Raw genomic sequence first — 14745 nt, 5'->3', positions numbered from 1 at the left:
TTCGCAGAAGCTGCTTGCACAGGACAGGGCGGCGACCCAAAACGCGCCAGAGTGCCTTCCTGTTCCATCGAGGAGTGGATTTCTTGACCACAATCACGCGCCAGCGCCGGGGCAGGCCGAGCAAGGCGGATGTTGCCCGGATCGACCGGCAGATACTCGATGCCGCCTGGAACACTTTCCTTGAGTTGGGGTTCGAGGGGGCGACGATCGAGCTGATCGCCGAAAGGGCGGGCGTTACCAAGACGACACTGTACCTGCGTCATGCGGACAAGACGGTGCTGCTGCATGCCACGGTCACCGACCGGATGAAGACCTGGTCGGTCCAGTATGATCGTTATGAATGGTTCCGCGGCACTTCGCTCGAGGAGCGCCTGGTCAACCTTGGCACCCGCTTGCTCCATGCGGCGGGCAACCCCGAGCTGCTGGCCACCACCAGGCTGACCCAGGGGACTGTTGGCGAGGCCGGCAGGATCGCGCGCGAACTGGATCGCTTCATTCGCGAGCCGATGATCGAGGAACTGGCCGTCGATATCGCCGAATGCGCCCTGGCGGAGGGGATTGCGGTTCGCGACCCCAAGGCCATCGCCCGCTTCTTCATCGGCATGCTGGAAAGCATGATTGACCGGCACGCGCCGGACTATGACGATCCGGAGCGGCACGCCGCGCTGTCACGCCAGGTCGTGGCCATCCTCTTCAGGGGCCAGAGCGAATGGTAGGCTGAGCGCGGGGGAAGGGGCCTTTTCGCCCCTTCGCCCTGCGGCACTCAGCGGACCCGGCGGTGCTCCGCCTTGACCCAGCGCACGGTGCCGGTGCTGGCGCGCATCACCACGGTGTGCGTGGTCATCGTGCCATCCTTGCGGCGCTTCACGCCATCGAGCAGCGAACCGTCGGTCACCCCGGTGGCGGCGAAGATGCAGTCGCCCTTGGCCAGCTCGTCGCGGGTGTAGATCTTGTTGAGGTCTTCGATGCCCCACTTGCGGGCGCGGGCGCGCTCGTCGTCGTTGCGGAACAGCAGGCGGCCATTGAACTGCCCGCCCACGCAGCGCAGGGCTGCCGCGGCCAGCACGCCTTCCGGTGCGCCGCCCGAACCCATGTACATGTCGATCGTGGTATCCTCGTTGGTCACCGCGATCACGCCGGCAACGTCGCCATCGCCGATCAGCACGACGCCGCAGCCCAGGCCGCGCAGTTCGGCGATCAGCTCGGCGTGGCGGGGACGGTCAAGCACGCAGACGATGATTTCGTGCGGCTCGACGCCCTTGGCGGCGGCCACCGCCTTCACGTTCTCGGTCGGGCTCTTGGCAAGGTCGATGATGCCTTCGGGATAGCCCGGGCCAACCGCCAGCTTGTCCATGTAGACGTCGGGCGCGTTGAGCAGGTTGCCTTCCTCGGCGCAGGCCAGCACGGCAAGGGCGTTCGGGCCGGCCTTGGCGGTGATGGTCGTGCCTTCCAGCGGATCGAGCGCGATGTCGATCTTGGGGCCGGTGCCCTGCGCGCCGCCCACCTTCTCGCCGATGTACAGCATCGGGGCTTCGTCGCGTTCGCCTTCACCGATCACCACGGTGCCGTCGATCTCAAGCTCGTCGAAAGCCTTGCGCATGGCTTCTACGGCGGCGGCATCGGCGGCCTTTTCATCACCGCGGCCGACAAGCTTGCTCGCGGCGATCGCGGCAGCTTCGGTCACGCGGACCATTTCGAGGACGAGGACGCGGTCGAGAACCGAGCTGGCGGGTGTTGCGGTCATGTTCAGTCCGTGTTCAAAGAGGGAAGGGGAATGAGTTTTCGCAAAGAATGGGCGGCGCTTAGAGCGGGGACAGAGGTTTGTCGAGATCGTTGAACTGGCGGCTGGCGCTGATGCTGTTCGGCCTGTCGCTGTGGACCCAGCCCGCGCTTGCCCAGCAGGCCGATGTGGCTGCCGATGGCGCGGCGCAGGATGGCCCTGCCGAGGCCGGGGAACCGCTGGCGCCGCTTAACCTGACTGTCACCTCCACCCGCAAGCCGCGGCGCTGTGGCGGCACCGGCCCGAATGGCGAAATCCTCGTCTGCGGCAAGGACAACGGCGAGGATGTTCGCGTCCCCACCGATGAATCGAACACCGACGATGGCCTGCCGCGCGCGCCGGAAGTCGGCCCGCCATCCTGCAAGAAGACGGGCAACAAGGGGTGCATCGGCTTTGGCGGGGTGCCGCCGCCGGTCTATGTCGTCGATGTGAAGGCAATCCCCCGCCCGCCCAAGGGCTCGGACGCCGAAAAGGTGGCAAACGGGGAAATCAGCGACCGATGATGGTGCGCCAGTCGCAGTCGTGACTGGCTTGCAGCACCCGCCCGCCAATTGCCGTCAGGCTGAAAGGATGTGCATCACCAGCGGCGGCTGCGTCAGGCTGGCGGAGCCTTCGAGCAGGCGCAGCGCTTCGCTGACCGCGCTTTCGGGGCCTTCGTGGGTGACCAGCGATACCAGCACCTCGCCTTCCGAATCGGCGCGGCCCTTCTGGATCAGGCTTTCGATCGAGACCCCGGCATCGCGCATGGCGGCGGTGATTTCGGCCAGGACGCCCGGGCGGTCGGCCACGAGGAAACGGACATAGCTGCGGCTGCGGCGATGGCCGGTCTGCGCCGCTTCCATCTTTTCCAGCTCCTCGACCGGGACGGAGAAGGCCGGGCCTGCTTCGCCACGGGCGATGTCGATGAGGTCGGCGACGACCGCGCTGGCGGTCGGTCCGTCACCGGCGCCGGCGCCCTGGAACAGCAGGCGGCCCGAGAAGTTGCCCTCTGCCACGACGGCGTTGGTCGCACCGTCGACATGGGCCAGCGGGTGATCGACCGGCACGAGGTGCGGCTGCACACGCTGGAACAGGCGCGGCACGCCATCGCCGTTGCTGTCGGTCTCGGCCATGCCGATGAGCCGGATAACATAGCCGAGCGTCCGGGCCTGGGCGATGTCGGCAGCCAGGATGCGCGTGATGCCGGTGGTCTCCACAGCGCGGAAATCGACCTGCGTTCCGAAGGCGATCGAGGCCAGGATCGACAGCTTGTGGGCGGCGTCAGTGCCCTCGATATCGAAGGCGGGATCGGCCTCAGCAAAGCCCTTGGCCTGGGCCTCGGACAGCACGTCGCCAAAGTCGCGCCCGGTGTCTTCCATGGTGGAGAGGATGTAATTGCAGGTGCCGTTGAGGATGCCGTAAACCCGCTCAAACTCGTTGGCGGCAGCGCCTTCGCGCAGGCCCTTGATCACCGGGATGCCGCCGGCAACCGCCGCTTCGAACTTCAGCGGCACCCTGGCCGCCTCGGCCTTGCTGGCCAGCTCCAGGCCGTGGTGCGCGATCATTGCTTTGTTGGCGGTGACCAGCGCCTTGCCCGCCTCGATCGTGGTGCGCGCGCAGGCCAGCGCCGATCCGTCCGACCCGCCGACCAGTTCGACAACCACATCGACATCGGCCCGCTCGCCGAGGATCACCATGTCGTCTTCCCAGGTATAGGGAGAGATATCGACACCGCGCTTCTTCGAGCGGTCGCGCGCGGAGATCGCGACGATCTGCAACGGCCGCCCGGCGCGGCGGGCGATCAGTTCGGCATTGGCCTCGACCAGGCGAATCACGCCTGCCCCCACCGTGCCCAGCCCTGCCAATGCGATACGAAGCGGTTCAGCCATGTGCGTTTCCTGCCCTTTCGAGGGCGCGCCCTAGGCCAGCGGCGGCAAGATTCCTAGCCCCGGTTTACTGCCGCGTGCGCGGACAGTCGCCAAGGTCGGACATGACCTTGCGATAGTCCGCCGCTGCCGCCGCCTTGTCGGCATCGCTGGCCGAGACGTTGACGCCTGCCGGCAGCTCGCGCGGCAGGAAGCAGGCGAGGCGGTACCAGGTCAGGCTGTCGCGCCGGGGCGGCACGCCGGTGGTCGCCACGACCTCGGTGAACGAGACGCCCCAGTGCGTCGGCATGCCCGCGTGATGCAGTACGGAGATCGAGGCCGGCTCGCCGTCCGGCGTCTTCAGGAAGATCTGCGTTTCGCCTTCGCCGGCAAGCGTTCCGGGGACATGGATCGCCTCCTGCACGCCCGAGACGCGGCCCGGGGCATCGGCCGCGTAAAGCTCCAGCAAGACCTGCCGCAGCGTCGCCTCCGTCGCGGAATCCCAGGCAATTTGGGCATCCGGCGATACCAGCTGGATCTCCCCGGGGCGGCCTTGCACATGGGCTGCAAACAGCAGGACCTGCTGCTTGGCGAGCTTTGGCACCCTGCCTCTCGCGTCAAGTTTCAAATCGGCAAGATAGCGCAGCGCTTCGCCCACCGCGGCCGGGCCGGCGAAGAGGTGTTCGGTCACGGCTTCGACATAGACCCGCGCCTTGCCGGGGGCGAGGCCCGACGCTTGTGCCGGATCGAGGGGGATCACCTTCTTCACCCTGGCGCGCAGCACCAGCGGGGCGTTGTCGGCCAGATCGGCGAGGTCGGCATAGGTCGGTGCGGCGACCAGGGGCGCTGCGACCGACTGAGCAGGTGATTCGGCGAGGGCGGATTCGGAAAAGTTTGTCCCCAAAAGGATCAGGGCAAGGCACGAGGCCAATTGGGTTCTGCGCCCGCGACGCATGGGATTCGTCCTTTCCGCTGTCCGCCTGCCATTGGAAAACTAGGGATTTTCCGTTGGCGGTGGGTCTGGCCATTAGATTTGGCATTAACCTGCCTGAATCGCCTGTTAACACACAACCGCCGTGGATTAAGGCGTTGCGTGGCTCCGGACTCGGCGTTAAAGCACCCGGAAAACCGGGCCTAGAAAAGAACAGGGCCCCTTGGTTCGCCCGTCGGGGCTTCGGGGCCCGAACGGGCTTCCGGATTTTCCGGCAGGGTGGATAAGTTAAGATTTCGGCCTCGGCTGGTGCGTTTGCGCGGGCCTGTCGGGGCAGAGCAGGATGTCCGGCTCCGGATATCTTTGGGATTGCAATGGAGTGATGCGTCTGAATGGCTTACGCTGACCAACAGGTATCCGGAAACCGGATTACCGCATTCATCGTTGTCGCCCTTCTGCACGTCCTCGTTGGCTGGTTGCTTGTCAGCGGCCTTGCCTATGAAGGCTTCCAGAAGGTTGTGAAAAAGGTCACAACGATCGACATCAAGAAGGATGAACCGAAGAAGGATGAACCGCCGCCGCCGCCGCCCAAGAAGGTGACGCCGCCGCCGATCACGGTTCCGCCGACCAAGATGCCGCCGATGACGCCGCCGCCGTTCACGGCGCCGCCGCCGCCGCCGCAGGCTCCGCCGCCACCCCCGCCGCCGGTTCTCGCGCCCGAGCCGCCGCCAGCTGCTCCGCGCGTGCAGCCCAAGGCTGCCGTGCCGAAGGGCAACCCCGGTTCGTGGGCGACCACCAACGACTATCCTTCGGCCGCGCTGCGCGAAGAACGCCAGGGTACGACCCGGTTCCGCGTCTCGGTCGGCCCGGACGGTCGCGTGACGGATTGCACCGTCACCGGTTCGAGCGGACATCCCGATCTCGACGCCGTGGCTTGCTCCAAGATCAAGGCCCGCGCCCGCTTCACGCCGGCAACGGACGGAGAAGGCCAGCCGACGACGGGTTCGTATTCGAACGCGATCCGCTGGGTTATCCCGAAGGACTGATTTTCACAGGCGGGCCGGAGGGGCCGGACCGCCAGGCTACACTGATCAAACTGTTTTACTTGAGAGGACTATCGCATGGTTTTTGAACTTCTCGCCAAGGCTGCAGAAGCCGCGCCGCAGAACAAGTTCGGCTTCTGGGAAGCCCTTGAGCAGGGCGGCGCCATTGCATACGGCACCGTCATCATCCTCGGCGTCATGTCGTTCGGATCGTTCTTCATCCTGATCACCAAGTGGGTCGACCAGAACAAGATCCTCAAGCAGTACCAGGGCCTGGGCAACTTCTGGCGCGCTGCGTCGCTCAAGGAAGGCGCCGCCAAGCTCGACAAGAACAGCGCATGGCGCCAGATCGTCGACGACGGCCTTGCCGCCGAGGAAGCTCACGGCAAGATGACCGATGCCCTTGAAGCCCATGACTGGCTGCACGGCTCGCTCGCCCGCTCGGAATCGTCGATCAACGCCCGCCTCGCTGCCGGCCTGCCGTTCCTCGCCACCGTCGGTGCAACCTCACCGTTCGTTGGTCTGTTCGGTACCGTCGTCGGCATCTACCGCGCGCTCGTCGCCATCGGCATCGCCGGTTCGGCCTCGATCGACAAGGTTGCCGGCCCGGTCGGTGAAGCTCTGATCATGACCGCGCTCGGCCTGCTCGTCGCCGTTCCGGCCGTGCTCGCCTACAACTACCTCCAGGCTCGCAACAAGCGCATCGCCGAACTGCTCTCGGGCTTCTCGACCGACGTGCTGGCCTACATCAACTCGAAGGGCGCCGTGCGTCCGGCCACTGTGGCTGCCAAGCCGGCCGCTGCAGCTGCCAAGCCCGCTCCGGCTGCTCCGGCCAAGAGCTGAGCCAATACGGAGAGGACGGCGGGAGTCCATGCGCTCCCGCCGACGGGAACCGGGACAACCCCTCAAGGTTGTCCCAGCCCCGGGCAGAACGAACAGGATAGGAAGTAAACTATGGCGATGGCAGTAGGCGGCGGTGGTGACGAAACCCCGATGTCCGACATCAACACGACTCCGCTCGTGGACGTCATGCTCGTGCTCCTGATCATCTTCCTGATCGCGGTTCCGGTCGCGATCCAGACGATCCAGAAGCTCAAGATTCCGATTATGGAAACGGTCGAGTCGAAGGATAAGGTGGAGAACCTCCTTATCACCGTGAGCACGACCGACGATGCAGGCCGCAGCGCTGGCGACCCCAGCTATGAAGGCGCCAGCCGCAACGGCGAATGCCGGGTCTATTTCAACAATATCACCCCGGTCACGTCTGACGAACTCGCCAAGATCGCCTACGAGCGTCTTGACAAGATCATCAAGCGCGAGGGCGGTATCCAGAACATGCGCAACAACCCGGAGAAGATCCCGCAGGTGCACATCCGCGGCGACGTCAATGCTCCGTGGCGCTGCGTGGCGGGCACGATCTACAACGTGCAGATCGCTGGTTACCCGACCGTCGGCTTCATCTCGACCCCGGTCGATCCCAACGGCTGACGCAAGTCCCGTCCGGATTCAGTTCAGGAGTAAGTTTCCATGGCAATGTCAGGCGGCAAGGACGATGGCTCGCCGATGATGGAGATCAACACGACGCCGCTTATCGACGTCATGCTGGTTCTCCTGATCATGTTCATCATCACCATCCCGGTGGCAACGCACTCGGTCGATATCGACCTTCCGGCACCGGCTCCGCCGTCCAACGTGCCGCCGCCGAAGCGTGACAAGAACATCCTTTCGGTCGATCCGAACGGAACGATCACGTGGAATGGCCAGGGCCTCAACGAGAGCGGCCTGGTCTTCCAGATCGAGGAGTCGCTCAAGATCAAGCCCGAGCCGGAACTGCAGTTCCAGCCCGATGCCCAGGCTCCCTATGAAACCACGGCCCGCGTGCTGCGTATCATCAAGGGTTCGGGCGTGACGGCCTTCGGCTTCGTCGGCAACGAACAGTACTACTACTTCGGCAAGGACGCCGCCGAACCGGCGCTCAAGTAAGCCGAACAGCCCATGCGATAGAAGGGGGTGGAGCGATCCGCCCCCTTTTTCGTGGGCGGTGCCAAGGCAGGAGCTAATCGGCGCGCATGGCCTGCGCGGCCAGGCTTTCGGCCTCGACCAGCAGCTCCTCGTCCGCCAGCCCCGAGGGCAGGCTTTCCTTGCCGATCATCGTCATCAGGGGAACGGCCATCGGGCTGATGCGATCGAGTTCGACGTGCACCAGCTGCTCTGCGGCGCGATCAAGCAGGTCGGCAAGCCGGCCGATATCGGTCATCCTTGTCCGGGCATCTGCCCAGGCTGCTTCGATCAGCACGTGATCGGGTTCGTGCTTGCGCAGCACGTCATAGATCAGGTCGGTCGAGAAGGTCACCTGCCGGCGGCTCTTGCGCTGGCCGGGGTGCTGGCGCTCCACCAGCCCGCCGATCACCGCCGCCTCGCGGAAGGCGCGGCGCAGCATGAAACTGTCCTGCACCCATTCGACGAATTCATGGCTAAGTATATCGGGCGACAGCAGCGGCGCGGGATCGCGGATCGCCCGCAGCCCCCAGACGCCAAGGGCATAGTCGCTGGCCACGTAGCCCAGCGGCATCAGCCCGCGATCTTCCATGCGCCGCGTTACCAGCATGCCCAAGGCCTGGTTGGCGTTCCAGCCCTCGAAAGTATGGAACACGCTGTAATGCTTGCCCGCGTTGGGAAAACTTTCCACCAGCAGCTGGCCCGGACCGGGCAGGCGGCTGCGCCAGTCCTGCATTTCCAGCCATTCGCGCACATCGTCGGGGAAACGCGCCCAGCCGGCGCGATCGACCATCATCGCCCGGACCCGGTCTGCCAGGTGCGTGGAAATCGGCATGCGCGCGCCCATGTAGCTGGGGATCTGCCCGGCCTTCTTGGCCGCCTTCACGATCAGGTCCAGATCGCGCAGGCTTTCCACCTCCAGGTCCAAGCCGGCAAAGCGGAAGGTGTCGCCCGGCCGCAGGGTCGCCCCGAAGCTCTCTTCCACCTTGCCCAGCTCGCGGCCATTGCGGAACCGCACGTGGAGCATTTCGGCATCGACGATGATCCCCGCATTGAGCCGGTGACGCGCTGCATGCTCGGGGTGGGCCAGCCGCCAGGTCCCATCGGGCGAGCGGATGATGCGGCGGAACTTCTCGTAGGCGCGCAGCGCATAGCCCCCGGTCGCGACGAAATCGAGCACCCGCGCCCAGGCCCGGTCATCCACCCAGCCATAGGCGGCGGCCGACTGCACTTCGGCCAGCAGCGCCTGCTCTCCGAACGGACCGGCACAGGCAACGGCCATGACATGCTGGGCGAGCACGTCGAGCGCGCCCGGGCGGAACGCCTCGCCATCGCGCCGTCCTTCCTCCACCGCCTCGACCGCCGCCGTCGCCTCGAGGAACTCGAAGCGGTTGCCGGGCACGAGGAGCGCCTTGCTGGGGCAGTCGAGCCGGTGATTGGCGCGGCCGATGCGCTGCAACAGGCGCGAGGAGCCCTTGGGCGCGCCCATCTGCACGACCAGGTCGATATCACCCCAGTCCACGCCCAGGTCGAGGCTCGCAGTGCAGACCAGTGCGCGAAGGCGGCCTTCGGCCATGGCCCCTTCCACCTTGCGGCGCGCTTCCTTCGACAGCGATCCGTGATGGACGCCGATGGGCAGGTTTTCCTCGTTGGCATCCCACAAAAGCTGGAAGATCAGTTCGGCGAGGAAGCGGGTGTTGCAGAAAACCAGCGTGGTGCGGTGCTCCCGGATCGCTTGGTAAAGCTGCGGGATCGCCCAGGTTGCGGCGTGGCCGGACCAAGGAACCACGCCGGCATCGGGCAGCAGGATCGAAACATCGGGATCTGCGCCTTCCTCACCTTCGACCATCACGACCTGCGCGGCATCGCCGCCGGGGGCGAGCCATTCGCGGAAGGCCTGCGGATCGGCGAGCGTCGCGGAAAGGCCGACACGCTGCAGATCCGGCGCCAGCGCCTGCAGCCGCGCCAGTGACAGGGTGAGCAGGTCACCGCGCTTGCCGGTGGCGAAGGCGTGGATCTCGTCCACCACCACGCGCTGCAACCCCGCGAACAGCGTGGCGCTTTCCGGGTATGACAGCAGCAGGGAGAGCGATTCCGGCGTGGTCAGCAGGATGTGTGGCGGGCGGGCGCGCTGGCGGGCCTTGCGGTCGGACGGGGTATCGCCGCTGCGCGTCTCGACGCGGATCGGCAGGTCCATTTCGGCAATCGGCGCGAGCAGGTTTCGCTGCACGTCATGCGCCAAGGCCTTGAGCGGGGAGATGTACAGCGTGTGCAGCCCCTCGCCGGGTGGCTCGGTCGAGGCGAAATCCGCGAGGGTCGGCAGGAAACCGGCCAGGGTCTTGCCCGCGCCGGTATCGGCGGCCAGCAGCGCGTGATGCCCGCCCTGTGCCACTTGCAGCATTTCCGCCTGGTGCCGCCTGATGCGCCAGCCGCGCGCCGCGAACCAATCGGAAATTACGGAAGGGAGGGTGGCCGCGCTCACGCGCCCAACTTAGGCGAGCCGACGCCGTTTGAAAGGGGGGTAGGGGGACGGCCGGGGAGGCGGGGGGATGGCCGTCCCCCCGGGGTTCAGCCGAACAGCTTGGCAGCCGTCTCGGCAACCCTGCGGCCCAGATAGCTGGCACCGCCAAGGTCGATTTCGCCGGGTTGGCGCGAACCGTCGCCGCCGGCAATGGTAGTCGCGCCATAGGGTGCGCCGCCCACCAGTCCATCGTTGTTCATCTGCCCGGCAAAGCCATAGTCGAGGCCGACGATCGTCATGCCGAAGTGCAGCATGTTGGTGATGATCGAGAACAGCGTGGTTTCCTGCCCGCCGTGCTGGGTGGCGGTTGAAGTAAAGGCTGCGCCGACCTTGCCGTTAAGCGCGCCACGCGCCCACAGGCCGCCGGCCTGATCGAGGAAGGCGGCCATCTGCGAAGACATCCGGCCAAAGCGGGTGCCGGTGCCGATTACGATGGCGTCATAGTTCTCCAGATCGGCAACGGTGGCCACGGGGGCGGCCTGGTCGAGCTTGTAATGGGCGCCGCGGGCGACATCCTCGGGTACGGTTTCGGGGACGCGCTTCACGTCCACCTCGGCCCCGGCTTCGCGGGCACCGGCGGCCACGGCCTCTGCCATCTGCTCGATGTGGCCATAGCTCGAATAGTAGAGGACAAGGACTTTTGCCATGATCGGACGCTCCGCTGTGTATCGTTAGGCTTGCAGATAGGCCTTGCGGTTTATGCATGGAACTGGCGAATTTTGACTTCAGGCCATGCATAAATGTATGGACAAGGCATGGACTGGGACGACCTCAAGATAATCCTCGCCATCGCGCGCGAGGGCACGCTTACCGGCGCGGCACGCGTGCTCGGGCTGACCCAGCCGACCATGGGCCGCCGCCTTGCCGCTTTCGAGGATCGCCACGGCGCGCGGCTGTTGCAACGCATGCCCGGCGGCTATGTCCTCACGCCCCTGGGCGAAAGCGTGCTGGCCCATGCCGAGCGCATCGAGGCCGAGGTGCTGGCGGCGGAGCGGGCGATCATGGGGCGCGATGTGGCGCTGGCGGGAACGGTGCGGGTGACGACGGTAGACCTGCTTGCACCGCAGGTGGTGGTGCCGGTGATCGCGCGGCTGCAGGCGGAGCATCCGGGCATCTGCATCGAACTGGTGCCCGATTCCCGCCTGCTGAGCCTGTCCAAGCGCGAGGCGGACATTGCGCTGCGGCCTTCGCGCTTTCGCGGGGCGGAAATCCATGCCCGGCGCGTCGGGCGCATCGGCCTTGGCATCTATGCCGCGCGCGATGCGCTCGACCGGGGCGAGCCGCTGCCGCTGGTGACGACGCTGGAAGACCAGGGCCACCTTGCCGAGACGACATGGCTGCGCGCGCTCTATCCCGACGCGCCGATCGCCATGCGGTCGAATGACCGGCACGTGCACTTGCAGGCGGCGCTTGCCGGGATCGGCCTGACGGTGCTTTCGCGCTTCCAGGGCGATGCCCAGCCCGGCCTGCGCCGGCTGCACTCCGCCGGGCCGGAACATGATCGCGAACTGTGGCTGGGCGTCCATGCCGACTTGCGCCACGTGCCCCGGATCCGCGTGGTGATAGAGGCCATCGCCGCCGAGATTGCCGCGCAGAAGGTGTTCGGCGCGGCGTGACAGCGGGCGAGCACGCTTGCCGCCTGACCCCCGGGGTGCCATCAGCCGGGGGATGGACAATCCGCTGACGCTCTATCCCGAACTGCTGCCCATCGGGCTGGCGCTGGCGCTCGGCCTGCTGGTCGGCGTGCAGCGGGGATGGGCGCAGCGCAAGGCGCAGGACGGGCGGCGCTTCGCCGGGGTGCGCACCTATGGCCTCGCCGGTCTTGCCGGCGGCTTTGCCGGTGCCTTCAAGACGAGCGATCCGGTGCTGTCGGGCGTGATCCTTGCAGCCACCGCCGGCCTTGTCCTGCTCGGCTACTGGCGGATGACGCGCGATGCTTCGCAGGTAAGCGGCACGGCCAGCATCGTCACCCTGCTGACGCTGGCCTGCGGTTATCTCGCCGGATCGGGTGAGGGCGTGATCGCCACGGTCGCCGCGGGCCTGATGGTGCTGGTGCTGGCCATGCGCGAGCAATTGCACGGCTGGGTGGAATCGCTGGACGAGCGCGAGGTCATGGCCATCGCCCGCTTCGCCTTGATCGCGCTGGTCATCCTGCCGCTGCTGCCTGACCAGCCGATGGGTCCCTACGATGCCTGGCGGCCGCGCCAGCTGTGGGCCGTCGTCGTCATGGTCTCGGGCTTTTCCTTTGCCGGCTACCTTGCCGCCAAGCACTTTGGCGCGACCCGCGGTGTGCTGGCGACGGCAGCGGCGGGATCGACCGTTTCTTCCACCGCGGTCACGGCCTCGCTGGCTGGCAAGCTGCGTGCGGGCGAGGGCGATGCGGCCATCAACAATGCGGCCATCGCGCTGGCTTCTGCCGTGATGTTCGCCAGGGTCATGGTGCTGACCTTCGCCCTGGCTCCGATGGCCTTCGGCGCGCTTTCCCGCTTTGCCGTGCCGGGCATGATCCTCAGCCTGATCGCCACCTTCGTGCTGATGCGCAAGGCCGCGCCCGAGCAGACGGGGAGCGATCCGGCGATGAAGCTGCGCAATCCGTTCGACCTTGCCCCCGCCCTGTTGCTGACCGTCTTGGTCATGGCGCTCAGCCTTGCGGCGCGCTGGGTGCTGGCGAACTATGGCGATGCCGGGCTGGCCACCGTGCTGGCGGTAACCGGCATGGTCGATGTGGATTCGGCGATCATCACCATCGGCAACCTGCCGCCCGGCGCGCTGGAGGCGCGGATCGCCGGGCTGGTGCTGGCCCCGCCGATCCTGCTCAACACGCTGGTCAAGGCAGGCATGGCGGTATCGCTTGCCGGTGATCGCAAGGGCTGGCAGGGGGCCATCGCGCTGGTGCTGAGCGCCACTGCCGCAGCGGGCGGGGCGCTGACCCTGCTTTAGTGCCCGGCCTGCGGCCCGCGTTCGAGGCCGCTGGCGGCAAGCTGCGCGTCGATCTCTGCCATCAGGCGGTCCAGCCCCGCTTCGCTGAGGCTTTCGGCGCGGGCCACGAGTACGTCCTGCGTGTTCGAGGCGCGCAGCAGCCACCAGCCGTCGGCAGTGGAAACGCGCACGCCGTCCGTGCCGTTGACATCGGCCCCGGCGGCGGAAAGGCGCGCCTTTACCTCATCGATCACGGCGAACTTGCGGCTCTCGTCCACCTGGAAGCGCAGCTCGGGCGTGTTGATCATCGCCGGCATGGCGCCGCGCAGCTTCGTCACCGACTTGCCGAGTCGCGCCGAGGCGGCGATCAGCCGGACGGCTGCGTAAAGTGCATCGTCGAAGCCATAGTAATCATGGGCAAAAAACACGTGCCCGCTCATCTCGCCGGCCAGAGGCGAGGAAACTTCCTTCATTTTGGATTTGATCAGGCTGTGTCCGGTTTTCCACATAAGCGGGTGTCCACCATGCGCAGAGACATGGTCGAATAGGGCCGAACTGGCCTTTACATCGGCGATAATCGTGGATCCCGGGGCCATCCGCAGGAGGTCCTCGGCGTAGATCATGAGCAGCTGGTCGCCCCAGATCACGCGCCCTTCGCCATCCACGGCCCCGATGCGGTCCCCGTCCCCGTCGAATGCCACGCCAAAATGGAGGTTCTTGGACGCGACGAGCGCCTTGAGATCGGCGAGGTTTTTTTCCTCGGTCGGATCCGGATGGTGGTTCGGGAAGTTACCGTCGACATCAGTGAAGAGAAGATGATGTTCGCCAGGAAGTTTTTTGACGAGAAGCTCCAGCGCGGGACCAGCCGCACCGTTGCCGGCGTCCCAGCCGATGCGCAGGGAGGAAAGGGCATCGCGGTCGAGCCCGTCGAGCCCCTGCACCAGCCGGTCGATATAGGCGGTGAGGATCTCGCGGCTCTCATGGACTCCCTGGCCATCCAGCCAGTCTGCGGTGCGCGCCATTTCGCCGAGTTTCAGGATGTCTGCGCCGAAGAACGGGCGGCCAAGAAATACCATCTTGAAGCCATTGTAGTTGGCGGGATTGTGGCTGCCAGTTATCTGAATGCCGCCCTGTACCTCTGGAATTGAGGCTTCGGCATAATAGAGCATCGGCGTCGGCCCCATGCCGACCCGCACCACATCGACACCGCTGGCGTTAAGCCCTTCGACCAGAGCCGCTTCCAGCATGGGCGAGGAAACGCGCCCGTCATAGCCGACCGCAACCTTGCTGCCGCCTGCCCGCCGCAGCAGCGTGGCAAAGCCCCTGCCGATGGCATAGGCATCCTCGGCGCCCAGCGTTTCGCCAATGATGCCGCGGATATCGTATTCCCGCAGGACGGTGGGGTGGAACGTGTGTGTCATGCAACCTCAATCCGGAATTTCATCGAGCAGCAGGTCGCGCGCAGCATTGGCTTCGTGGACCTGGTCATTGGTGCCGCCGCGATCCGGGTGGACCATAGCGATCAGGCGCTTGTGCGCCTCGATAACGTCCTGCCGGCTGGCACCGGGGCGCACGGCCAGCAGCTTGCGTGCCTTGAGCACGGCCTGTTCGCGCGTGGGGCTGAGCTTGACGTAGTCCCACGGCCAGCGACCGAAGACATAGCGGCAGGCGAAGGACGCGACCGCAGCGATCATCAGCAGCTTCAGCAT

At 66.2% G+C, this 14745-nt stretch carries 15 protein-coding genes; 8 read left to right on the top strand and 7 right to left on the bottom strand.

Annotated elements, in window-relative coordinates:
- Positions 1-83 precede the first annotated feature (83 nt).
- A complete protein-coding gene (locus C0V78_RS07135; protein ID WP_158241493.1) occupies positions 84-716 on the top strand; it encodes a TetR/AcrR family transcriptional regulator in 633 nt (210 codons plus the stop codon).
- A 47-nt stretch (positions 717-763) separates the two neighbouring features.
- Here the strand turns inward: C0V78_RS07135 and glpX are convergent, their stop codons facing one another.
- A complete protein-coding gene (gene glpX, locus C0V78_RS07130) occupies positions 764-1744 on the bottom strand; it encodes a class II fructose-bisphosphatase (protein WP_101797084.1) in 981 nt (326 codons plus the stop codon).
- Between the two features lie 77 nt (positions 1745-1821).
- Here glpX and C0V78_RS07125 point away from each other — a divergent pair, with 77 nt between their 5' ends.
- Positions 1822-2283 (top strand): hypothetical protein, encoded by a 462-nt coding sequence (locus tag C0V78_RS07125; RefSeq protein WP_144039850.1) that lies wholly within the window; start codon positions 1822-1824, stop codon positions 2281-2283.
- A 54-nt stretch (positions 2284-2337) separates the two neighbouring features.
- Here C0V78_RS07125 and C0V78_RS07120 read toward each other — a convergent pair whose 3' ends face one another.
- Together C0V78_RS07120 and C0V78_RS07115 are read right to left on the bottom strand one after the other, a co-directional pair.
- Positions 2338-3648 carry a homoserine dehydrogenase gene (locus tag C0V78_RS07120; RefSeq protein WP_101797082.1) on the bottom strand — a complete coding sequence of 437 codons (1311 nt, stop codon included), beginning with the start codon at positions 3646-3648 and terminating at the stop codon, positions 2338-2340.
- A 64-nt stretch (positions 3649-3712) separates the two neighbouring features.
- Positions 3713-4528 (bottom strand): hypothetical protein, encoded by an 816-nt coding sequence (locus tag C0V78_RS07115; protein WP_254049849.1) that lies wholly within the window; start codon positions 4526-4528, stop codon positions 3713-3715.
- A 419-nt stretch (positions 4529-4947) separates the two neighbouring features.
- On the opposite strand from C0V78_RS07115, the gene C0V78_RS07110 reads away from it, so the two are divergent.
- The 4 genes from C0V78_RS07110 (at position 4948) to C0V78_RS07095 (ending at position 7581) form a co-directional block, all read left to right on the top strand.
- Positions 4948-5601: an energy transducer TonB gene (locus C0V78_RS07110; protein ID WP_101797080.1), complete on the top strand. Its 654-nt coding sequence runs from the start codon at positions 4948-4950 to the stop codon at positions 5599-5601.
- 75 nt (positions 5602-5676) lie between these two features.
- Positions 5677-6441, top strand: a complete 765-nt coding sequence (locus C0V78_RS07105; RefSeq protein ID WP_101797079.1) for a MotA/TolQ/ExbB proton channel family protein — start codon at positions 5677-5679, stop codon at positions 6439-6441.
- A 111-nt stretch (positions 6442-6552) separates the two neighbouring features.
- Positions 6553-7086 carry a biopolymer transporter ExbD gene (locus C0V78_RS07100; RefSeq protein ID WP_173843360.1) on the top strand — a complete coding sequence of 178 codons (534 nt, stop codon included), beginning with the start codon at positions 6553-6555 and terminating at the stop codon, positions 7084-7086.
- Between the two features lie 39 nt (positions 7087-7125).
- Positions 7126-7581 (top strand): biopolymer transporter ExbD, encoded by a 456-nt coding sequence (locus C0V78_RS07095; RefSeq protein WP_101797078.1) that lies wholly within the window; start codon positions 7126-7128, stop codon positions 7579-7581.
- Positions 7582-7654: 73 nt separating this feature from the next.
- Here the strand turns inward: C0V78_RS07095 and C0V78_RS07090 are convergent, their stop codons facing one another.
- Positions 7655-10078, bottom strand: a complete 2424-nt coding sequence (locus tag C0V78_RS07090) for a ligase-associated DNA damage response DEXH box helicase (protein WP_101797077.1) — start codon at positions 10076-10078, stop codon at positions 7655-7657.
- An 86-nt stretch (positions 10079-10164) separates the two neighbouring features.
- Positions 10165-10764, bottom strand: a complete 600-nt coding sequence (gene wrbA / locus C0V78_RS07085; protein WP_101797076.1) for an NAD(P)H:quinone oxidoreductase — start codon at positions 10762-10764, stop codon at positions 10165-10167.
- A 108-nt stretch (positions 10765-10872) separates the two neighbouring features.
- Between wrbA and C0V78_RS07080 the strand changes: the two genes are divergently transcribed.
- Both C0V78_RS07080 and C0V78_RS07075 read left to right on the top strand, forming a co-directional pair.
- Positions 10873-11733: a LysR family transcriptional regulator gene (locus tag C0V78_RS07080; RefSeq protein ID WP_158241492.1), complete on the top strand. Its 861-nt coding sequence runs from the start codon at positions 10873-10875 to the stop codon at positions 11731-11733.
- A gap of 52 nt (positions 11734-11785) precedes the next feature.
- On the top strand, positions 11786-13057 hold the full coding sequence (locus C0V78_RS07075; RefSeq protein ID WP_101797074.1) for a DUF4010 domain-containing protein: 1272 nt from the start codon (positions 11786-11788) through the stop codon (positions 13055-13057).
- Here C0V78_RS07075 and pgmG read toward each other — a convergent pair.
- Positions 13054-14457, bottom strand: a complete 1404-nt coding sequence (pgmG, locus tag C0V78_RS07070) for a phosphoglucomutase/phosphomannomutase PgmG (protein ID WP_101797073.1) — start codon at positions 14455-14457, stop codon at positions 13054-13056. The genes C0V78_RS07075 and pgmG overlap by 4 nt on opposite strands.
- 6 nt (positions 14458-14463) lie before the next feature.
- On the bottom strand, positions 14464-14745 hold the full coding sequence (locus C0V78_RS07065) for a molecular chaperone DnaJ (protein WP_101797072.1): 282 nt from the start codon (positions 14743-14745) through the stop codon (positions 14464-14466).

The organism is Novosphingobium sp. TH158 (assembly GCF_002855555.1).
Classification (GTDB): Bacteria; Pseudomonadota; Alphaproteobacteria; order Sphingomonadales; family Sphingomonadaceae; genus Novosphingobium.
Note: the sequence above shows the minus strand (reverse complement) of the source record. Positions and strands in the feature narration are given on the sequence as shown.